Annotated in this window: 17 protein-coding genes; 10 read left to right on the top strand and 7 right to left on the bottom strand. The window is 71.8% G+C overall.

Annotated elements, in window-relative coordinates:
• The first annotated feature begins 25 nt into the window (after positions 1 to 25).
• Complete coding sequence (locus tag H4W31_RS40685; RefSeq protein WP_192771450.1) at positions 26 to 364, top strand: hypothetical protein; 339 nt, start codon at positions 26 to 28, stop codon at positions 362 to 364.
• Positions 365 to 809: 445 nt separating this feature from the next.
• Here the strand turns inward: H4W31_RS40685 and H4W31_RS40680 are convergent, their stop codons facing one another.
• Positions 810 to 1739 carry a S66 peptidase family protein gene (locus tag H4W31_RS40680; RefSeq protein WP_192771449.1) on the bottom strand — a complete coding sequence of 310 codons (930 nt, stop codon included), beginning with the start codon at positions 1737 to 1739 and terminating at the stop codon, positions 810 to 812.
• A gap of 69 nt (positions 1740 to 1808) precedes the next feature.
• Between H4W31_RS40680 and H4W31_RS40675 the strand changes: the two genes are divergently transcribed.
• The 6 genes from H4W31_RS40675 (at position 1809) to H4W31_RS40650 (ending at position 11087) form a co-directional block, all read left to right on the top strand.
• Entirely contained in the window at positions 1809 to 2624 is an 816-nt protein-coding gene (locus H4W31_RS40675) for a type 1 glutamine amidotransferase (RefSeq protein WP_318783677.1), read from the top strand.
• A gap of 12 nt (positions 2625 to 2636) precedes the next feature.
• Positions 2637 to 5744, top strand: a complete 3108-nt coding sequence (locus H4W31_RS40670; protein WP_192771448.1) for a bifunctional [glutamine synthetase] adenylyltransferase/[glutamine synthetase]-adenylyl-L-tyrosine phosphorylase — start codon at positions 2637 to 2639, stop codon at positions 5742 to 5744.
• Positions 5737 to 7542 (top strand): hypothetical protein, encoded by a 1806-nt coding sequence (locus H4W31_RS40665; RefSeq protein WP_192771447.1) that lies wholly within the window; start codon positions 5737 to 5739, stop codon positions 7540 to 7542. The genes H4W31_RS40670 and H4W31_RS40665 overlap by 8 nt, the downstream gene beginning before the upstream one ends.
• A 159-nt stretch (positions 7543 to 7701) precedes the next feature.
• A complete protein-coding gene (locus H4W31_RS40660; protein ID WP_192771446.1) occupies positions 7702 to 9228 on the top strand; it encodes a pyridoxal phosphate-dependent decarboxylase family protein in 1527 nt (508 codons plus the stop codon).
• A 225-nt stretch (positions 9229 to 9453) separates the two neighbouring features.
• Positions 9454 to 10065 carry an RNA polymerase sigma factor gene (locus tag H4W31_RS40655; protein ID WP_318783676.1) on the top strand — a complete coding sequence of 204 codons (612 nt, stop codon included), beginning with the start codon at positions 9454 to 9456 and terminating at the stop codon, positions 10063 to 10065.
• On the top strand, positions 10062 to 11087 hold the full coding sequence (locus tag H4W31_RS40650; protein WP_192771444.1) for a CU044_5270 family protein: 1026 nt from the start codon (positions 10062 to 10064) through the stop codon (positions 11085 to 11087). The genes H4W31_RS40655 and H4W31_RS40650 overlap by 4 nt, the downstream gene beginning before the upstream one ends.
• A gap of 190 nt (positions 11088 to 11277) precedes the next feature.
• Here the strand turns inward: H4W31_RS40650 and H4W31_RS40645 are convergent, their stop codons facing one another.
• From H4W31_RS40645 to glnA, 4 genes are all read right to left on the bottom strand, one after another.
• A complete protein-coding gene (locus H4W31_RS40645; RefSeq protein ID WP_225945930.1) occupies positions 11278 to 12378 on the bottom strand; it encodes a GlsB/YeaQ/YmgE family stress response membrane protein in 1101 nt (366 codons plus the stop codon).
• A complete protein-coding gene (locus tag H4W31_RS40640) occupies positions 12375 to 12767 on the bottom strand; it encodes a PadR family transcriptional regulator (RefSeq protein WP_192771443.1) in 393 nt (130 codons plus the stop codon). Before H4W31_RS40640 ends, H4W31_RS40645 begins: the two co-directional genes overlap by 4 nt.
• A 175-nt stretch (positions 12768 to 12942) precedes the next feature.
• The gene (locus H4W31_RS40635; protein ID WP_192771442.1) at positions 12943 to 13089 is read right to left on the bottom strand and encodes a hypothetical protein; all 147 of its coding nucleotides are present in this window, start codon (positions 13087 to 13089) and stop codon (positions 12943 to 12945) included.
• A gap of 261 nt (positions 13090 to 13350) precedes the next feature.
• Complete coding sequence (gene glnA, locus H4W31_RS40630) at positions 13351 to 14775, bottom strand: type I glutamate--ammonia ligase (protein WP_192771441.1); 1425 nt, start codon at positions 14773 to 14775, stop codon at positions 13351 to 13353.
• Positions 14776 to 15152: 377 nt separating this feature from the next.
• On the opposite strand from glnA, the gene H4W31_RS40625 reads away from it, so the two are divergent.
• The gene (locus tag H4W31_RS40625; RefSeq protein ID WP_318783775.1) at positions 15153 to 15521 is read left to right on the top strand and encodes an RDD family protein; all 369 of its coding nucleotides are present in this window, start codon (positions 15153 to 15155) and stop codon (positions 15519 to 15521) included.
• Here the strand turns inward: H4W31_RS40625 and H4W31_RS40620 are convergent.
• Together H4W31_RS40620 and H4W31_RS40615 are read right to left on the bottom strand one after the other, a co-directional pair.
• Positions 15507 to 16295, bottom strand: coding sequence for an alpha/beta fold hydrolase (locus H4W31_RS40620; RefSeq protein ID WP_192771440.1), 789 nt, complete (start codon positions 16293 to 16295; stop codon positions 15507 to 15509). The genes H4W31_RS40625 and H4W31_RS40620 overlap by 15 nt on opposite strands.
• 20 nt (positions 16296 to 16315) lie before the next feature.
• Positions 16316 to 17008: a DUF4191 domain-containing protein gene (locus tag H4W31_RS40615; RefSeq protein WP_192771439.1), complete on the bottom strand. Its 693-nt coding sequence runs from the start codon at positions 17006 to 17008 to the stop codon at positions 16316 to 16318.
• A gap of 243 nt (positions 17009 to 17251) precedes the next feature.
• On the opposite strand from H4W31_RS40615, the gene H4W31_RS40610 reads away from it, so the two are divergent.
• Positions 17252 to 17434 carry a hypothetical protein gene (locus H4W31_RS40610; RefSeq protein WP_192771438.1) on the top strand — a complete coding sequence of 61 codons (183 nt, stop codon included), beginning with the start codon at positions 17252 to 17254 and terminating at the stop codon, positions 17432 to 17434.
• 131 nt (positions 17435 to 17565) lie between these two features.
• The gene (locus tag H4W31_RS44630; protein WP_318783675.1) at positions 17566 to 20508 is read left to right on the top strand and encodes a helix-turn-helix transcriptional regulator; all 2943 of its coding nucleotides are present in this window, start codon (positions 17566 to 17568) and stop codon (positions 20506 to 20508) included.
• Positions 20509 to 20551 lie beyond the last annotated feature (43 nt).

Here is a 20551-nt window from a genome sequence, read left to right as displayed (position 1 = left end):
CTGAGGCGCGGATTGGAACTTCCAGATGCATGACTCAACCCTGTTTGATGCAGTTGCAACGTGGTGTACGGCGGCGTTTTCTTCGGCCGTCCGTGCCTCGGGGATTCGAGATGCAGAAGGGTCAACCGCTTCGGTTGCGGCGGTTCGCGCCATCTATGTCCGGCGCCGTAAACGGCTCGCCCCAGACTCGCCACTGACCGTTCAGACAAACGGAATTCTTGAGGCGCTAGACAAACTGGAAGGCGATACGTTTGAGATGATCCGATTTAGCACGAACGACGGCCTCAAGGGCATCGTTATGGCAACGGAATCAGGTGTCCCGGTATTCGCGTTTCGGCTTCCTTACGGTAGGGATTTCGAATGATTTACTGGACACGGGAGGTATGAAGGAATCCTCCCTCGGACCTGTCGGACCTGTCGGTGCTAAAGGGAGATCTGTTCCCGTTGAAAGGTGGGGCACTGCGGTGCTGTAGATGTCATGACTGACGTGTGGCACATGGACCCGCCCCTGCGTCGCCTGTACCCGGATCTCATCGCGATGGGAGGGCTGAGGGCTGCAATGGAGGAAGTCGCCGGTTGAGCGGCCGGGGCATCGAAACAATGGTTCAGCTTTCCTTCGGGGCCAGGATCGAGACTGCAGGGGCAGGATCTCGATCGATATTGCGAAGGAACAACGGTTGTTCCTGATCGGTATCCATGCTCCGGGCTGCACGTGGGCTATCGGCTCAACAGATGACCTCGGATTGCTTGTCGACGCAGTGTCAGCCTGGCGCGGTGGATGTCCCTCGACGTTTTCGAATCGCGTAGCCTCAACGTACGGCGGGGGAGACGGTCAGGGTGCCGGCGGTGGCGTCCAGGGTCGCGGGTACGCCCACCGGCACAGTGAGCTGGCCGACTCCGTGCCCGATCGGCAGCCCGCCGAGCACCGGCACCCCCAGGTCACCCAGCCGTTCGGCCAGCACCTCGGCCACCCCGATCGCCCAGCTGTCGGCGCAGTCGGTGAACTGGCCCACCGCCACCCCGGCCACCCCGGCCAGCACCCCGGCCCGGCGTAGATGGGTGAGCATCCGGTCGACCTTGTACGGCGGCTCCCCGACGTCCTCGATCAACAGGATCGCCCCGGTCAGGTCCGGCATGTCCGGAGTCCCCAACGACGACACGATCAGGCAGAGGTTGCCGCCGATCAGCGGGCCGGTGGACGTACCGGGGACGTGCACCGGAGCGGTCTCCTCGGTTGCCAGCCGGTGCACCACCACCGGCTCGGTGCTCATCAGCGCGGCGCGCAACGACTCTGCCGAGGCCGGCGGGGTGCGCTCGTCCAGCCAGGCGGCTCCCGGCCCGTGCACGGTGGCCAGCCGGGCGCCGCGCCAGAGCGCGAGTTGCAGCGCGGTGATGTCGGAGAACCCGGCCACCACCTTCGGATCGTTTCGGACCGGCGCCATGTCGAGGGCGTCGACGACCCGCTGGGCGCCATAGCCGCCTCGGGTGCAGAGGACACCGCGTACCGCCGGATCGGCGAAGGCGGCGTTGAGGTCGGCGGCCCGGAGTGCGTCGTCGCCGGCCAGATAGCCGCGCTGGGCGTACGCGTTCGGGGCGAGGACCGGACGCAGGCCCCAACTGGTGAGGAGTTCCACGCCCCGGGCCACCCGTTCCGGTCGGGTCGGCCCCGAGGGTGACACCAGCAGCACCGTGTCCCCGGGGCGCAGCGCCGGTGGGCGTACGGCCTGATCGTCGAGCACCGTGCCTCCTCGTTCAGTCGGCCCAGAGCCTATCGGTGTGCGGCGGGGCCACCGGATAGCCTCGACACCGTGACAACCGAGACCGGCAGCGAGACCGGAACCGAGAGTGCGACCGCGACCGCGATCGCGCTGGTGATCGAGAACGACCCGACGGACGACGCCCGCCGGCTGGGGGAGTGGCTCACCGAGGCCGGCCTCGAACTGCGGGTGCTCCGGCCGCACGCCGGGGAGAGCCTTCCCGAGGACCTGACCGGGTACGACGCGCTGGTGGTGCTCGGCGGCTACCAGCAGCCCTACCCGGCGCCCGACGGCTCTCCCGGTGCACCCTGGTTCCCGGCCCTGGAGGGTCTGCTCCGCAAGGCGGTCCGGTACCGGGTGCCCACCCTGGCGATCTGTCTCGGCGCACAGCTCCTGGCCACCGCGCATGCCGGTACGGTGCAGCGGAGCGAGGCCGGGCCGGAGGTCGGGCCGACCGTGGTCGGTAAGCGGGACGCGGCCGACGGCGATCCGCTGTTCAAGTATGTGCCGATGATCCCCGACGTGCTCCAGTGGCACGTCGACGAGATCACCGAACTGCCGCACGGCGCGACCCTGCTGGCCGCCTCGACCCGCTATCCGCACCAGGCGTTCCGGCTCGGCGACCGGGCCTGGGGACTCCAGTTTCACATCGAGTGCGACACGGACATGATCGCCGACTGGGCGCGCGACTCGGCGGTGCTGGCCGAGCTGGACTACGACCCCGAGCTGGTGGTGGCCGCCTGCGCCGAGGTGCTGCCGGACGTCGAGGAGGTGTGGCAGCCGTTCGCCGCCCGGTTCGCGGCGCTTGCCCAGGGCCGGCTACCGGACGCGGAGCCCCGGCGGACGCTGCCGCTCCTCGGACACTAGGAGGCGTCGGCGATGACCAGACCGACCAGCGCGCCCGGCCGGCTCGCCCGGTACGGCTTCGGGGTGGGCGACGGTGGCGGGGTCGGGACCGGTGCCGGGCGGGCCACGGAACTACTCGGGCCGGACGGGCTCGGGCTGTGGGACGTCGTCGCTCTGGAACCGGTCGACGAGCCGGCCGGCGAACTGCTCACCGCGCTGTCCCGGGCCGCCGATCCCGACCTGGCGCTGCGGCAACTGCACCGGATCGTGGAGGCGGAACGCCGCTCGGCCGCCGACCCGGACAGTTCGGCACTGATCACCGGGATGCACGCCGACCCGGGGCTTCGACGCAGGATGGTCGCCGTCCTCGGGGCCTCGTCGGCGCTCGGCGACCACCTGGTGGCGAACCCGGAGCAGTGGCAGGCACTCTCCACCGGGGCGGACGGGTTGCCGCCCAGCGCCGAGGGAATGCTGTTTCCGGAAGGCGCCACCGAGACGGATACCGCTCGGCGGCTGCCGGCGGTGGCCGCGCTGCGGCAGGCGTACCGGCTGGCCCTGCTGCGGATCGCGGCGGCCGACCTGACCGGCGGGCGCGGCCTGGAGCAGACCATGGCGGCGATCTCCGCGCTGGCCGATGCCACCCTGGGCGCGGCGTACGACATCGCGGTCGGCGAGCTGGCGGACGGTACCCCGGTGCCCCGGCTCGCCGTGGTGGCGATGGGCAAGTGCGGCGGCGACGAGCTGAACTACGTCTCCGACGTCGACGTCATCTTCGTGGCCGCGACGGACGAGGACCTGCCCGCCGCCACCCAGATCGCGACCCGGTTGATCCACATCTGTGGGCTGGTGGCCTGGCCGGTGGATGCCGCGCTGCGGCCCGAGGGGAACCGTGGCCCGCTGGTGCGTACCCTCGCCAGTCATCTCGCCTACTACCGACGGTGGGCCCGGACCTGGGAGTTCCAGGCGCTGCTCAAGGCACGTCCGGCGGCCGGGGACGCCGAGTTGGCCGGGGAGTGGATCGACCAGCTCGCCCCGCTGGTCTGGCGGGCGGCGGAGCGTCCGGAGGCCGTCGAGGACGTTCGGTCCATGCGCCGGAAGATCATCGACAACATCCCACCCAAGGAGCTGGAGCGCGAGATCAAGCGCGGTCCGGGTGGGCTGCGGGACATCGAGTTCGCCGTACAGCTCCTCCAGCTCGTACACGGGCGGGTCGACGAGTCGCTGCGGTCCCGGGGCACGCTTCCGGCACTTCGGGCGCTGGTCGCGGGCGGCTACGTCGGCCGGGCCGACGGTGAGGCTCTGTTGCGCGGGTACAGGTTCCTGCGTGGCGTCGAACACCGGCTCCAGTTGCAGGGCCTGCGGCGTACCCACACCGTGCCGGCGGATCCGCCCGCGCTGCGTTGGCTGGCCCACGCGCTCGGCTACACCGCATCGCCGGGCCAGAGCGCCGTCGAGGCGTTCCGGGCCGACTGGGTCGGGCATGCCACCGAGGTACGTCGACTGCACGCCAAACTGCTCTACCGGCCGCTGCTGGAGTCGGTCGCCCGGGTACCGGCCGACGGCCTGCGGATGACCCCGGAGGCGGCCCGGGAGCGACTGGAGATCCTCGGATTCGGCGATCCGGTTCGGGCGCTGCGTCACCTGGAGGCCCTCACCGGCGGGCTGACCCGGACGGCGGCGATCCAGCGGACCCTGCTTCCGGTGCTGCTCCAGGAGTTCGCCGACGCGCCGGAGCCCGACCGGGGACTGCTCAACTACCGGACGGTCTCCGACAAGCTCGGCGGCACCCCGTGGTACCTGCGGCTGCTGCGTGACGAGGGGCCGGTGGCCCGCCGGTTGGCCCGGATCCTGGCCGGTTCCCGCTACGTCGCGGACCTGCTGGCCCGGGACCCGGAGGCGCTCCGGCTGCTCGCCGAGGACGCCGAACTGACCCCACGCGGCACCGACGTACTGCGCGACGGGCTGGCCGCCGCGGCCGACCGGCACCTCGGCGGCCGGGGACCGCAGCCGGCCAACCCGACCGAGGCGATCCGGGCGGTCCGGGCGCTACGCAGCCGGGAACTGATCCGGGTCGCCTGTGCCGACGTGCTCCACCAGGCCGGTTCGCTGACCCCGGCCCGTCCGAGCGGCGGGACCGGACCGGTGCCGCCGGTCCGCCCGGAACGGGGTACGGCAGACGCGGCGATGTTTGATGTCACCGCGGTCGGCGCGGCGCTCTCCGCCGTCACCGACGCCACCCTCGGGGCGGCGCTGCGGGTGGCCCGGGCGACCCAGCCGACGATGCCCGGACTCCGGTTCGCGGTCATCGGTGTGGGCCGGCTCGGCGGGTACGAGATGAACTACCTCTCCGACGCCGACGTGCTGTTCGTCTACGACCCCCCACCGGGAGTGGCCGAGGACGCGGCGAGTACGGCGGCCCGGGGAATCGCCGAGGAGCTGCGCCGGCTGCTCGGGATGCCGGCGCCCGATCCGCCGCTCGGAGTCGACGCCGACCTGCGCCCCGAGGGCCGGCAGGGGCCGCTGGTCCGCAGCCTGGCCGCGTACGCGCAGTACTACGCCCGCTGGTCGAAGGTCTGGGAGGCGCAGGCCCTGCTGCGTGCCCGGTACGTCTGCGGCGACGCCGATCTCGGCACCGAGTTCGAGGCCGTCGCCGATCCGGTCCGCTATCCGGAGCAGGGACTGACCCGGGAGCAGGTGGTGGAGATCCGGCGGATCAAGGCCCGGGTGGAGACCGAGCGGCTGCCCCGGAACGCCGATCCGGCGACCAATACCAAACTGGGCCGGGGCGGGCTGGCCGACGTGGAGTGGGCGGTGCAGTTGATGCAGCTCCGGCACGCCGGCACGCTGCCGGAACTGCGCTGCACCCGTACCCTCGACGCGCTGGCCGCCGCCCGGGAGGCCGACGTCGTCGACGCCGCCGACGCCGCCGCGATGGCCGCCGGCTGGACCATGGCGGCGCAGGTACGCAACGCGTTGATGCTGGTACGCGGCCGGGCCGGCGACCAGTTGCCCCGGCACGGGGTCGAACTCGCCGGCGTGGTCCGACTGCTCGGTGCCGACGATCCGGGCGAGTTCCTCGACGACTACCTGCGAACCGCGCGGCGCAGCCGGGCCGCTGCGGAACGCGTACTCAATGCCTGATCAGCGCCGGACGGTGTCGCCGGCCGGTCCGATCCGCACCGTGCTCGGCGCGGTCGGGCTGGCGGTGCTGCTGGGCGGGGTGTTCCTGCTGGCACCCCCTCTCGGCACCGATCTGTCCGCGCAGGTCGCCCGGGCCAACTTCTTCGCCCGGCACGGCTTCGCGCCCCTGGACCTCGGCTGGTACGGGGGCGTGTCGCCGTACGGCTACAGCCTCGTCACCCCGCCGCTGATGGACTGGCTCGGCGGGGACTCGCTCGGCCCCCGCCTGGCGGGCGTCCTCGCCCTGCTCGTCTCGGCGGCGGCGCTGGCGCTGCTCCTGGTCCGTACCGCCGCCCGCCGCCCCCTGGCCGGTGCACTGGTCGGCGCCGCCTGCATAGCCGGCAACCTCGTCTCCGGCCGGATCACCTACGCGGTCGGCGTCGCCTTCGGCCTTCTCGCCCTGCTGGCGCTGACCACCCCCCGCCCGGTACCCCGCCGGCTCGCCGCCGGCACCGCCGCCCTACTGGCCGGCGCCGCCAGCCCGGTCGCCGGGCTTTTCGTCGGCCTCGCCGGGGTCGCGCTGGCGTGCAAGGAAGGGCCCCTTGTTATCGCTTTCTGTAGAAGAAGGGCCCCCTTTTCACACCTGAGGCACGCGCGGCGCACTGTGCTCGACGGTGCGGCGCTGGCGCTCGGCGCCGGAGTTCCGGTGGCCGGGCTGGGACTGGTATTCGGTTCGGGGGGCTGGATGAACATCAGCCTCTCGGACACCGTCACCGCCGCCGTCGCGAGTGCGCTGGTCGCGGTGCTGGTGTCGCGACGGGCGGTACGGATCGGTGCGATCCTGGCCACGCTGGGGGTGCTGGCGGCGTTCGCGGTCCGTACGCCGGTCGGGCTCAACGCGACCCGGCTCGCCGCGATGTTCGCGCTGCCGGTGCTGGTGGGCTACGGGGCGCTGCCGGTCGGGCTGGCCCGGCGCTGGTCGCCCCGGGTGGCCGGCGCCGCCCTGGCCGGCGCGCTGGTGCTGGTGACGGTGGTGGAGCCACCGGTGCTGGTGGCCGACCTTCGGGCGGCCGGCGACCCGACCGCGTCACGGAGCTACTTCCAGCCGCTGATGGCCGAACTCGCCCGTCGTCCACCCGGCCGGATCGAGGTGGTGCCGACCGCGAACTACTGGGAGGCGGCGTACCTGCCGGAGGCCGCACCGCTGGCCCGGGGCTGGCTGCGCCAGGTCGACCAGGCGTACAACCGGCTCTTCCTGGACGGCAGCGTGGACGCGGACTCGTACGGCCGGTGGCTGCGGGACAACGGCGTCGGCTACGTGGCGCTGGCGGATGCGAAGCCGTCCTGGGTCGGTCGCCGGGAGGCGGAGCTGATCCGGGCCGGGCTGCCGTACCTGACGCCGATCTGGCAGCACCGCGACTGGACCCTGTACGCGGTGACCGGCGCTCCGTCCATTGTGGAGAGTATCCGGTCGGGTGCGACGCCGGGCGGCGGTGATCTGCCGGACGAGAGCGGGGGACCGGGGCCGGGTGCTGAGCGGGGCGGGGCCGAACTCGTCCGGGCCACCTCGGCGGAGCTGACGATCGACGTACCGGCCGGCGGCGAGATCCTGGTCCGGCTCCGCTGGTCGCGCTGGCTGCGAGTGACGGGCCCGTTCGGCCCAGACGGGGTACCCGTCCGCCCGACCGACCCCACCGCGACGGTCCTGCCGGCCTGCCTGGCTCCGTACGGCGACTGGACCGTGCTCCGGGTCCCGCAGCCCGGCCGCTACCGGATCACCGGCAGCCTGACCGCGGCCGCTCCACGCTGCGCCGACTGAGTGACGAACTCGGCCGCCACGCTGGTGCGAGGCCGCGCCGCTGGCCGAGGCCGTCGTGGACAGCACGCCGACCACCACCGGTGAATTGGCCCCTGCCGAGGCAGGCGCCGAGGTGTCAGGGTGGGCGGACGAGGGCGTGGGCCAGTACGGGAGGTCGGTATGGGCGATCCGCTGCACGATCGGGACTCGGCGGAGGCGGTGCTGCGCCAGGTGTACGGCGCCGCCGTGCCGTACCTGGCCTCGCTCGCCGACCGGCCGGTGCACGATCCGGCCACCGAGCCGCTGCTGGCCGAACTCTCCGACCTGGCCGACGGCGGCCGGCTGCCGGAGAAGGGCGTCGGATCGGTCGCGGCGCTGGAGCGGCTGCTCCGGATCGGTACCACCGTCGCCACGCACTCGGCCGGGCCACGGTTCTTCCACTTCGTCGTCGGCGGTGCCACCCCGGCCGCCCTCGCTGCCGACTGGACCACGGCACTGCTGGACCAGAACGCCGTGTCCTGGACGGCCTCACCACTGGCCACCGAGGTGGAGACGATCGCGCTGCGCTGGCTCCGCGAGCTGTTCGGGCTGCCGGAGTCGTACGGCGGGGTCCTGGTCACCAGCGCCACGTTCGCGAACTTCACCTCGCTGGGTGTCGCCACGCACTGGTGGGCCGAGCAGCACGACGTGGACGTGGCCGCCGACGGGCTGACCGGGTTGCCCCGGATGCCGGTGCTCTCCGGCGGCTACCTGCACGCCAGCTCCCGTAAGGCGTTGCAGATGCTCGGGCACGGTCGGGACACGGTCGAGGTGTACGCGCGGGACCGGGTCGGCCGCGTCGACCTGCCGGCCATCGAGCGGCGCCTCGCCGAGCTGGCCGGACCGGCCGTACTGATCGCCAACGCGGGTGAGGTCAACGCCGGCCACTTCGACCCGATCGACACGCTCGCCGACATCGCCGAGCGGTACGGCGCCTGGCTGCACGTCGACGGGGCGTTCGGGCTCTTCGCCGCGCTGTCCCCGCGCACCGCCGACCTGGTACGCGGGGTCGAGCGGGCCGACTCGATCGCCTGTGACGCGCACAAGTGGCTCAACGTGCCGTACGAAAGTGGGTTCGCCTTCGTCCGGGAGCCGTCCCGGTTGCCGGCGGCGTTCGGGATGCCCGGTGCGGCGTACCTGCCGGGTCCGGGCAGTCCACTGTGGTCGGCGGAGGTCGGCGGCTCGACCGGGTCGCGTCCCAGTTCGGCCCGTTCGGTCCAGCCGGCGGTGCCGGCCGGGCCGGTGGACTACGCCGCGCACGGTCCGGAGTCGTCCCGGCGGGCCCGGTCGATGCCGATCTGGGCGACCCTGGCGGCGTACGGGCGCGACGGCCACCGGGCGATGGTGGAGCGGCAGCTCGACCTCGCCCAGCGGCTCGCCCGGCTGGTCGACGAGGCACCGGACCTGGAACGGCTCGCCGAGGTACCGCTCTGCATCGTCTGTTTCCGGGCCCGTCCGCCGCACCTGCCCGCCGGTGAACTGGACGATCTCAACCGCCGGCTCGGTGCGGCGCTGCTCGCGGACGGGCGGGTCTTCGCCGGAACCACCGTCTACGACGGCCGGGTCGCCCTCCGTCCCGCGATCGTGAACTGGCAGACGACCGAGGCGGACATCGACCTGCTGGTCGAGGTGGTACGCGAACTCCTCGCCCACCTCGCGCTGTCGTAGGCAGGCTCGGACCGTCCTCGCGATCGGACCGTCCTCGCGAACGGCGTATGCATAGTCAGGTGTGGCGGACCCACCGGCCGTCAGCCAGATGAGCCCGCCTACTTGCGGGAACGCCGCCGCCTCGCCCCTCCACATCCGCGAACACTCCTGTCGCCATCGGCGGAGTAGAGACAAGCCCCCGCGTCGGGTACGGGGGCATGTGACGCGAATGGAGAATTTATGGGTGTGGTGACACAAGACGCGAGCACCGCCGCGGAGGTCACCGATGCCGAGATCATCGGCCGGATGCACGGGGATCCGGCGGCGTTCGAGGCGATCTTCGATCGTTACTACCCCGCGATCCACGGATACGCGAGCCGGCGGCTGGGGCGGGACCTGGCCGACGACGTGGCCGCGGAGACCTTCCTGGTCGCGTTCGACAAGTGGCGGCGGTACGACACGGCCCAGAACAGCGCCCGGCCCTGGCTGTACGGCATCGCGTCCAATCTCATCGCCGGCCACGAGCGGGCAGAGGCCCGGCGGTACCGGGCGTTCGCCCGCGCGGAACATCTCGCGACGGCCGACGCCAACCTCGACGTCGACGCCGACCAACTCGCCATCCGGCTGGACGCGGAGGCCGTTCGCGGTCGGCTCGCGGCGGCGCTGCACGAGATCGCACCCTCCGATCGGGAGGTGCTGCTCCTGGTCGCCTGGGCGGACCTGACAGGTGAGGAAATTGCCCGCGCGCTGGAGATTCCGGCCGGCACCGTCCGTTCACGGCTCCATCGGGCACGCAAGGGGTTGCAGGTGGCGCTGGGTGGCGCTGACCCTACGGCAATTGGAAGGGATTTCGAGTGACCGACAACATCACGACCCTGCGTGAGTGCTGGCACGGGGTCGAGCCGCCGTCGCCGGACGCGCAGGACCGGGCGCGGGCGGCGCTGATGGCCAGGATCGCGCGGACCGACGTCGCGGAGGTGCCCGTACGGAAGCGGGTCAAGGCTCGCGGTTGGCGCCCGCGCGGCTGGGCGTTGCGATCCGGCATCGCCACGGTGGCCGCAGCCGCCCTGGTGGTCGGCCTCGTCACCGTCGGTGGCCTCGGCAAGGAGCCGGACGAGCCGTCCGGAGCGTCCGGGTCTGCGGCCGTGACCTTCGAGCTGGCTGCCGCGTACGCCGAGGCACAGCCGTTCACGCCACCGCGACCCGACCAGTGGACCTATGTCGAGATCAGGGTTGTCAACTCGGACACGTACGTCGAGAGCAAGGGGCTGAAGCCGGAGGTAATTACGCAGCGGTGGAGCCGGGCCGACGGCAAGCAAGCCGCCGTGATCGTTGACGGGGCGCTCGAGATCTTCGACGAGTCCCCGGGACTGACCCGTTTCCCCCCGACGGACTATCCGACGCTGGCCGGGCTGCCTACCGATCCGCACGCGCTGCTCGACTGGTTGCGGGCCAGGACGGGCCCCTTCAACGTGGACACCGAGGAGCAACGGAACACCGGCCTGTTCAACGCGATCTCCACGATCCTGCGGGACAACCTGCTCCCGCCCGCGGTGACGGCGGCGCTGCTGCGAGCGGCCGCCCTGATCCCCGGTGTCGACCAGGCACCGAGCCCGGTCAGCATCGACGGCCGTACGGCGACGGCGGTCGGCCGCCTTCAGGACGGGTGGCGGCAGGAGGATCTGCTCCTCGACCCGGGCAGCCATGAGTTCATCGGCTACCGATCCGTGGCCGCCAAGGACATCGACCTCAACACCGACGAGACCACCCCCGCCGGCTCCGTCCAGGGCGAACCGGTCCATGTGAAGAAGGGCGATATCCAGGTCATCTTGACCCGGCTGGCCGGCCGGATCGTGAACGCAGCGGGCCAGACCAGCTAACGGGGGCACACGTCCCTACGACAAGACGCGGGGTGGGCTGGCGCCCGCCCCGCGTCACCTCGGTCCTCGGCGACCCGGTTGGCGATCGCGAGGACGCCGGGCCGGTTCAACGCGCCCTTGAGACGTACCGGGACCAGGAGCACAGAAAACCCCACCTCCCGGTCGGGGTTTCTGTGTGCCCAAGGGCCGTTCAGATGGCGGTGCCGGGGGTGGCGGTGCTGGTCCGCGCCGCGACCTCGGGTACGTGTCCGCAGGTCGGGCACGGGCCGGCTGCCGTTCGCTGTCGGGTCGCCCGGTGCCGTACGCCCTGCGCGACGATCGCCGCGAGCAGGATGCCCCCGCCGATCAGGACGAGCGCGGCCGAGGTCGCGACGAGCCGGGGCATGTTCACGTTCCACCAGTACGCCTCGGCGATCTGCCGGACTCCGAGCAGGCCGACCGGGGTGAGCAGCACCAGGAACGCCCAGAGGCTCCGGTTGTCCGCGACGGTCGCCCGGCCGAGCCCGACGAGCAGGGCGAGCCCGAGAACGATCCCGGCCGCCATGAGCAGGATTTCCTTCGTCGAGTAGTACGAGGTGAACCAGTCCCCGCCGGTCTCGGCCCGCTCGAAGAGCAGGGCCACGCCGGTGCCGATCAGCGCGACGAGCGCTGGCATGATCCGGCCGATCCAGCCCGGTCGGTCGGGCAGGGCCAGCGTGGTCAGGCCCAACGCGAGCACCGGCAGGAGCACGAAGAGCGGTGGCCGGGACAGCCCGGTCAGCGCGGACGCAGGCAGGGTGCCGACGGTCAGCAGCAGGGCGACGAGGACGGCCCGCCGGGCCCAGCGTCCCGGCAACACCGCCGTGGCGAGGCCGGCCAGCAGCCAGCCGGCCCAGACGAAGGCCCCGAAGGTCTTCACCGGGCCCACCGGCTCGGTCACCACCCCGTCCGGGTACGGCGTCAACTCGACCTGGTACAGCAGGAACACCGCGAGCGCGGTCAGCGAGCCCAGGGCGAACATCGCGGCGATCGGCAGGCCCGCGAGCAGGCCGGTCGCGCCCCGCTCGCGCAGTCGCTCGCGGATCCCGCCGCGCAGCACGTCGGCGGCGTCGTGCGGCGAGGGCCAGCTCCGCTCCGCTCCAGCCAGGTCGAGGTACGTCCCGACGAGCTCGTCGCCCCGGACGGCGCGGTAGCGGCGCGGGTACGCGTACAGCAGTCGCCGGTAGCGGCGCTCCAATGTCGTACTGCCGGGGGTGTCTGTGTCGGACCGGTCCACGGCCTCGGTGCTGTCGGGGTCGGTCGGGCCGGTCATGCGACACCCCCGGCGAGGCGAACGGCTGGCGACGGACGCACGGTGGTCGTCCGCCGGGCCCGGGCGGCACGCTCCCGGAGCCGTTCGCTGGCCGCCTCGACGTTGCGGCGCAGCCGCTCGGTCTCGATGGTCAGCGCGGCGGTGCCGCCCTCGGTCAGCCGGTAGTACCGGCGCAGCCGGCCACCGACGATCTCTTCCCGGTCCGGCTCGACCAGGCCCTCGTCGGTGAGCCGGTCGAGGGCGCCGTAGAGCGTTCCCGGGCGCAGGGCCAGTCGTCCGTCGGAGAGGGCGGCTACCTCGTTGACGATGCCGTAGCCGTGCATCGGCTCGCGGGCGAGCGCGGTCAGGATCAGGAACGTGGGTTCCCGAAGTGGCGTGGGTGCGGTCATGTCGGCAGTATATCGGTGACGAAGCTATACCGGTGGAGAAGCTATCGGTCGGAGTGTCTCGTGGATTAGTCGATCTCCGGGCGTCAGTCGATCTCCAGGCGTCAATCAGCCTCAGGCGTCACTCGATCCCGGCCGTCAGTCGATCTCGGACGTCGATCGACCTTGGCAGGAGGTGTCAGTCGATCTCGGGCAGGACCAGTGCGGTGAAGGCGATCAGGGTCAGGCCGAGCCAGCCGAGCGAGACGCGCGGGACCCGGACGCCGACCGCTTCGAGCGCGAGGCCGATGGTGCCGAGGATGTAGAGGAATAGCGAGACGGTCATGGCTGGCCTCCGGGCTCAGGGGGTGGACGATCGTGGATCCGGGGTGGACGGTCGTGGATCCGGGGACCCACTACCCCGGGCGGAGCATCGGCAACCCCGCGATCGCCGATCGTTGCCCGTTGCCCGTTGCCCGTCGGCCTTTCGGTGCACCGGACGCAGCACGGCGCGCTGCCGACCCCGCCCGTGGCGGTTGGTCGACAGCGCGCCGCTGACGCCGATGTCGTACCCGGGGTGCGACCCCCGGGTCAACAGCTTGTAGCTCTAGCAGTCGTAGTACATCGCGAACTCGTGCGGGGTCGGCCGCAGACGGACCGGGTCGACCTCGTTGGTCCGCTTCCAGTCGACCCAGGTGGAGATGAGGTCGGGGGTGAAGACGCCACCCTCCAGCAGGAAGTCGTGGTCGGCCTCGAGCGAGTCGAGCACGGCGGGCAGCGAGCCCGGCACCTGCTTGACCGAGCCCCACTCCTCCGGCGGAAGGTCGTAGAGGTCCTTGTCGATCGGCTCCGGCGGCTCGATCTTGCTCTTGATGCCGTCGAGGCCGGCCATCATCATCGCCGAGAAGGCGAGGTAGACGTTCGCCGACGGGTCCGGCACCCGGAACTCGACCCGCTTCGCCTTGGCGTTGCTGCCGGTCACCGGGATACGGGTGCAGGCGGACCGGTTCCGCTGCGAGTAGACCAGGTTGACCGGCGCCTCGAAGCCGGGCACCAGCCGGCGGTACGAGTTGATGGTCGGGTTGGTGAAGGCGAGCAGCGACGGGGCGTGGTGCAGCAGGCCGCCGATGTACCAGCGTGCGGTGTCGGAGAGCCCGGCGTACCCGGTCTCGTCGTAGAACAGCGGCTCGCCGTTCAGCCAGAGGCTCTGGTGGGTGTGCATACCGGAGCCGTTGTCGCCGAAGAGCGGCTTGGGCATGAAGGTCGCCGTCTTGCCGGCGGCCCACGCCTCGTTCTTGACGATGTACTTGAAGAGCTGGAGCTGGTCACCGGCGTGCAGCAGGGTGGAGAACCTGTAGTTGATCTCCGCCTGGCCGGCCGTACCCACCTCGTGGTGCGAGCGCTCGACGGTGAAACCCGAGTCGATCAGGCGCCGGACGATGCCGTCACGCAGGTCGGCGTAGTGGTCGACCGGCGGGACCGGGAAGTACCCACCCTTGTAGGCGGTCTTGTAGCCCCGGTTGCCGCCCTCTTCCTCGCGGCCGGTGTTCCAGGCGCCCTCGATCGAGTCGATGTAGTAGAAGGCCTGGTTCGCCGAGGTCTCGTGCCGGATGGAGTCGAAGATGTAGAACTCCGCCTCCGCACCGAAGTAGGCGGTGTCGGCGATGCCGCTGGCGGCAAGGTACGCCTCGGCCTTCTTCGCCACGTTCCGCGGGTCACGCGAGTACGGCTCCCGGGTGAACGGGTCGTGGATGAAGAAGTTGAGTGCGAGCGTCTTCTGGGTCCGGAACGGATCGATGAACGCGGTGGCGACATCGGGCAGCAACAGCATGTCCGACTCGTGGATCGCCTGGAAGCCGCGGATCGAGGATCCGTCGAAGGCGAGACCGTCGGTGAAGACCGATTCGTCGAAGGACTCGACCGGCAGGTTGAAGTGCTGCATCACGCCGGGCAGGTCACAAAAGCGTACGTCGACGAACTTTACGTCCTCGTTCTTGAGGTATCGCAGGAGTTCCTCGGGGTTGGCGAACACACGTCCTCCTGGCACGTCCACTGATGGCTAGGCTGGTAGGCGACGCTATGGCCACGCGATTGCCCGAGCATGTCTCTGATGTTTCTGCCGTGTTACGTCATCTGCGGAGCGTGATCTCCGCTGGTGGTTCAACCCGGGCTTCTTCGGGATGATACCCCGTTCGGCCGCTTCGCGCCCTTTGCCACGTTCCGGCCCTGCCGGCCCAGCGCCCCGCCGGCCCGCCGGTCTGTCGGCCCCCGCCGGTGCGTCGGACACCGGGTGACCGGCGACCCAGCGGACAAGGGCGCCGGTACGGTGATCACGACCTGCCGATACTCTGGCTTGCCGTGGTGAGACAGCAGGACGGTGCCGCCCCGCTCACGCCGGCGGCCGACCCGATCGACCCGACGCCGAGCCTGGCGCGCCGGTTCGGCGCGTTGACCATCGACTGGGTGCTCTGCCTCCTGGCCACCAACCTCTTCACCGACCCGCTCCGCGACAACTGGGCGCCGGTCGTCACCCTGATCGCCGTGTACGGCTTCTTCGCCGGCCTCTTCGCGCAGACGCCCGGGATGTGGGTGTGCCGGCTGCGGTGCGTCTCGTACGCCGACGGTGGGCGGATCGGCATCCTCCGTGGGCTGCTCCGTGGCGCACTGCTCGGCCTGGTGGTGCCGGCGTTGATCATGGACGGGGACCGGCGCGGCCTGCACGACCGGGCGGCGGGGTCGATCATCGTCGCCGTACCGGGTACTTCAGGAACCCGCTGACCCGAGGCGGGCGAGAAAGTCGGCGAGTTCCTTCCGCCACCGCTCCGGACTGTCCAGATGTACGTCGTGCCCGCCACCCGGTATCTCGACGGCGGTGACCATTGGATGGCGGCTCATCCGGGCGTACTCGTCGGCGTCCAGGGAGCCCGCCCCGCCCCTCACCACCAGGGTCGGGCAGCTGATCCGGGCGAACTCGTCCCAGCGCGGAGCGGCGGCGGCGATCGTGGCGACCATGACGTCCCGGTCGAACGCCGGGTACCAGCCGTCGTCCCGCCGGCGCAGCCCACTCGCCCACGCCGACCCGACGAGTCCGCCGCCGAGATGGCGGGCGGCGGTGGCCTGGTCGGGGAACGGCACCGGCCACTCGCCGAGCCAGCGGTCGATCCGGTCCGGGGTGCCGTCATCCGGTCCCTGCGGACCGGCTTCGATCAGGACCAGCCCGGTCACCAGTTCGGGATGGCGGGCGGCGGTCAGGAAGGCGGTGTGCCCACCCAGGGACTGGCCGATCACGACCGCCGGGCCGAGCAGACCGAGCGCCGCCGCCGTGTCCGCCACGTGCGCGTCCCGGGAGACGTCGGTCGGGCGGCGTTCGCTGTCGCCGTGACCGCGCGGATCGAGCGCGTACCCGTGGTACGCACCGGTGAGCCCGCTGACGGTGGCCGACCATTCGCCGGCGTGGCCGCACAGGCCCGGAAGTAGCAGCACCGGGGCGCCGGAACCGCCGAAGTCGTGCAGGGCGAGTCGGGTGCCGTCCCGGGCGTACAGGTCGGGCACGGTGCGCGGTCCGCCCCTGGTTAGCGACCGCGCTGCTGCCGGAAGGCACCCTTGGACGGGCGCATGTTCTTCGGGATCGCGCCCTTGGGCATCTGCGGCCGGGCGGCGGAGAGCGCCTTGAGCCGCTTGTCGAGCGCGTTCACGTCCTTGCCGCTGAGGTTGCGTGGCAGCCGCATCAGGGTCATCCGCAGCTTGCGGATCGACAGCTCGTCGTCACCCTGACCGATGAGGTAGTCGTACAGCGGAGCCGTGCCGATGACCTTGGACAGCCGCCGCTTCTCCTGGCCGAGCAGGCCACGGGTCCGCTGCGGGTTGCCCTCGGCGAGCAGGATCACGCCGGGCTTGCCGACGACCAGGTGCACCATGTCCATCTGGGTGGTCGAGCTGACGGCCGGGGTGACCCGCCAGTCCCCCCGCATGCTCTCCAGAATCTGGGCCGCCGCGCCCGGCTGCCCCTCGGCGGCGTTCATCATCGCCTTGTTCGAGCGCAGGTTCAGCACGATCAGCAGGCCGAGCAGGGCGATCAGGATTCCGATCGGCAGCCACAGCCAGCCCCACTGCATGACCGCGACCACGGTGAGCGCGAGCGGGACCAGTACCGCGACGACGCCGAGCGGCACAAACCACTTGTCGCGTTTGGCGGTGAACGAGAACACCATCCCGATCTGCTTCAGCCGCTGGCCGAACGACACCTTCTCCTGCGCCTTTGCCATGCGTCGGAGTCTAGTGGGCCGGGTGCCGTCGCCTGATCCCCGGCCGGTGCCCAACTCCGGCGGAGACGGCAGGCCGGGTAAGGGCAGGCCGGGTAAGGACCTTACGGCCGGAAGTACCCGTGGCGACCCGGAAGTAAGGAGGCTGCCCGGTCGGACATGAGGCGGTGCACCAATGCGGTGACGGTGCCTTCGGGCGAAGTGTGGACATCAGCGAAGAGAAGCGAACCGAAATGGAGCTCAGCGATGTTCAGCACAGACGCGCACTTCCTGCTCAGCCTGCACCGTACCCACATCGACGAACTGCTGGCCGAGGCCGACGCCGCCCGGTTGGCACGCTCGGTACGCCGCTTTGGGCGAAACCGCGCCAGGTCCGCCGGTGGCCATCCGCTCGATTCCGCCGCGTCCCGGGACCCGGCACACAAGTGATCGGCACCGTTCCGGGCTCCGGTGCGCAGGTGACCGACACCGTCCCGGGACCCGGGCCCCGGGCCGGTGATCGTTCCGACCAGCGGGCTCGGGTACTCGATCAATCCGAGCGGCGTGGCATTCTCGAACCTGTGACCACTCGCGCCGCCAGCACCGCCCTCGTCGGCCGTCAACCCGAACTCGCCATCCTGCGCGACGCGCTGAAGCGGGTCCGTGCCGACGAGCCGGCGGCGTTGCTGGTCGGCGGCGAGGCCGGGGTAGGCAAGACCCGGTTGATCGAGGAGTTCGGCAGGTACGCGGTCGCCGGGGGCAATCAGGTCCTCGTCGGCCAGTGCCTGGAGCTCGGCGAGCAGGGGCTGCCGTTCGCGCCGTTCGCCGCCGTACTGCGTCAGGTACTGCGCCGGGACGGCCCGGCGGCGTTCGACGGGTACGAACGGGAGTTCGCCCGGCTCCTGCCCGAGCTGGGCCGGCTCGCCGCCGGGCCGACGGGGGCCGGCGACGTCCGGACCGGCCTGGGCGGACACGGCGGCCCCGAGCTGTCCCTGGATCCACACCGGGGTTACCTGTTCGAGCTGGTCGCCGGCCTCTTCTCCCGGCTCGCCGCCGAACGCCCGCTGGTGCTGGTGATCGAGGACCTGCACTGGGCCGACCGGTCGACCCGGGACCTGATCGCCTTCCTGTCCCGGGCCGTCCGGCCCCCGCAGGTGCTGTTGATCTGCACGTACCGCTCGGACGAGCTGCACCGGGGCCATCCACTGCGACCGTTCCTCGGTGAACTGGACCGGGCCCGTGGCGTCGAGCGGGTCGAACTGGACCGGCTGGACCGGGAGGGCACCGGTCAGGTCCTGGCCGACCTGTTCGGGTTCGAGCCGAGCGACCGGGCGATCGACACCATCCACGACCGGACCCAGGGAAACCCGTTCTTCGTCGAGGAACTCGCCGCCGCCAGCGATCCGGCCGGCTGCGCCGACCTGCCCGACACCCTGCGCGACCTGCTGCTGGCCCGGGTCGACCGGCTGCCCGAACCGGCCCAGCGGGTGCTGCGGATCGCCGGTGCCGGCGGCACCCGGATCGCCCACGAACTGCTCGCCGAGGTCGCCGGAGTGCCGGAGACCGAGCTGGAGGACGCGCTCCGGGCCGCCGTCGCCGCGCAGCTCGTCGTCGCCGATCCGGACGGCGGGTACGAGTTCCGGCACGCGCTGGTCCGGGAAGCCGTACACGAGGATCTGCTGCCTGGGGAGCACGCCCGGCTGCACGCCCGGTACGCGGCCGCCATCGAGGCGCAGCCCCAGCTCGTCGCCGACGGCCGTGCCCCGGCCGAGCTGGCCCACCACTGGTACGCCGCACACGACTACCCCCGGGCGCTGACCGCTGCCTGGGCCGCCGCCGAGGCCGCCGGATCCCGGTACGCCTACGCCGAGCAGGGGCGGCTGCTGGAGCGGATGCTCGAACTCTGGGAGCAGGTGCCGGACGCGGCACAACGGCTGGGCCGGGATCACCTTGCCCTGCTGGAGGCGACCCTGTCGGCGGTGTCGACCGCCGGCGACTACAGCCGGGGGCTGGCGCTGACCCGCGCCATGCTGGCCGAGCTGGACCGTGACGCGGAACCGGTGCGTACGGCCAGGGTGTTGCTGCTGCGCGGCCGGCTGCTCCGGATCCTGGGCAAGAACGACGGCACCGACGAGCTGCGCCAGGCGTACGACCTGGTGCGCGACATCAGCGACGATCCACAACGGATCCGGCTGCTCGCCGAGGTCGCCTTCCAGATGGCCCGGGTGGACCGGGCCGAGGGGGGCCGAATCGTCGGGGAGGCAGTGGCCGCCGCGACGGCGCTGGGTGACGAGGACGCCGTGCTGAGCGCGACGCTCGCCGCCGGATGGGTCTGTACCCGCCAGGCCTCGGCGGAGAGCGGGCTGGCCGACCTGCGCCGCGCCGAGCAGCTGGCCCGCGCGGCAAACGACCCGGAAGCGGTGGTGACCTCGCTGGTGGTCGCCTCCGACACGCTCTGCGAGCTCGGCCGGTACGCCGAGTCGGCCGAGGCGGCGGCGGCCGGTTTCGCCGAGGCGAGGCGGGTGGGGATCAGCCGGTCCACCGGTGCGTTCCTCCTCTCCAACCAGGCCGAGGCGCTGATCGCGCTCGGCCGCTGGGACGAGGCCGACGAACTCTGCGGGCAGGCCGCCCGACTGGACCTGCCGGGCATCACCGGATACCACTGGCTGCAACTACGGGCCGGGCTGCGGCTGGCCCGGGGCCAGGCCGGCACCGACGAACTGGTCTCCAGGGCGCTGGGTTTCCTCCGCCGGCCGTTCCTGCCGCTGGAGTTGCCGCTCTACGAGCTGCGGGTCGAGGCGGCGCTCACGGCCGGAGACGTTCCGCAGGCGGTGGCCGCCGCCCGGGCCCTCCTCGACCGCCGGCTCGACACCGATCCCCGGTACGGCTGGCCCGCTCTGGCCGCTGCCGCCCGGGCGGCGGTGCTGTCCGGCGACGAGACGCTGGCCGAGCAGGTCCGCGCGGTGGCCGGCGGGGTGGTCGCCCGCTATCCGGCCGAGTTGGCGTGTGCGGCGCAGGTGTCGGCCAGTTTCGCCGGCCCGGGTACGGCGGTGGCGGCCTGGCAGGAGACGGTGGCGGCCTGGCGGGTGGATGGTCAGCCGTACCCGCTCGGGCGGGCACTGCTCTCGTTGGCCGAGGCGGCGGCGTCGGCCGGGGACCGTCCGCTCGCCGCGAGCGCGATCGAGGAGGTGTCGGCGATCGCCGCTCAGTTGTCTGCCGTACCGCTGGGGGAGCGGGCGGAGGTGCTGGCCCGGCGGCTCGGGCTGCGGGCCGCGCCCGGGTCGACGCCCGGTACGGACCTGCTCACCGCGCGGGAGCGGGAGGTACTGGGGCTGGTCGCGGAGGGACACAGCAACAGCCGGATCGCCGAGCGGCTCTACATCTCGCCCAAGACGGCGAGTGTGCACGTCTCCCGGATCATCGCCAAGCTGGACGTGGCGAACCGGATCGAGGCGGCGGCGGTGGCGCACCGGCTCGGACTGCTCGACGCGGGCACCCGGGTGACCGACGGATCGACCCGATGACGGTGGACCGGCCGTTGCCCCGGCCGGTCGGCCGCGTCACGAT

The organism is Plantactinospora soyae, assembly GCF_014874095.1.
Lineage (GTDB): Bacteria > Actinomycetota > Actinomycetes > Mycobacteriales > Micromonosporaceae > Plantactinospora > Plantactinospora soyae.
This window is presented reverse-complemented; position numbering and strand designations above follow the sequence as displayed.

Coding starts and splice junctions, on each gene's coding strand:
- H4W31_RS40685 (WP_192771450.1), top strand. CDS start 26: ATGCATGACTCAACCCTGTTTGATGCAGTTGCAACGTGGTGTACGGCG.
- H4W31_RS40670 (WP_192771448.1), top strand. CDS start 2,637: ATGACCAGACCGACCAGCGCGCCCGGCCGGCTCGCCCGGTACGGCTTC.
- H4W31_RS40665 (WP_192771447.1), top strand. CDS start 5,737: ATGCCTGATCAGCGCCGGACGGTGTCGCCGGCCGGTCCGATCCGCACC.
- H4W31_RS40660 (WP_192771446.1), top strand. CDS start 7,702: ATGGGCGATCCGCTGCACGATCGGGACTCGGCGGAGGCGGTGCTGCGC.
- H4W31_RS40645 (WP_225945930.1), bottom strand. CDS start 12,378: ATGACCGGCCCGACCGACCCCGACAGCACCGAGGCCGTGGACCGGTCC.
- H4W31_RS40640 (WP_192771443.1), bottom strand. CDS start 12,767: ATGACCGCACCCACGCCACTTCGGGAACCCACGTTCCTGATCCTGACC.
- H4W31_RS40635 (WP_192771442.1), bottom strand. CDS start 13,089: ATGACCGTCTCGCTATTCCTCTACATCCTCGGCACCATCGGCCTCGCG.
- H4W31_RS40615 (WP_192771439.1), bottom strand. CDS start 17,008: ATGGCAAAGGCGCAGGAGAAGGTGTCGTTCGGCCAGCGGCTGAAGCAG.
- H4W31_RS40610 (WP_192771438.1), top strand. CDS start 17,252: ATGTTCAGCACAGACGCGCACTTCCTGCTCAGCCTGCACCGTACCCAC.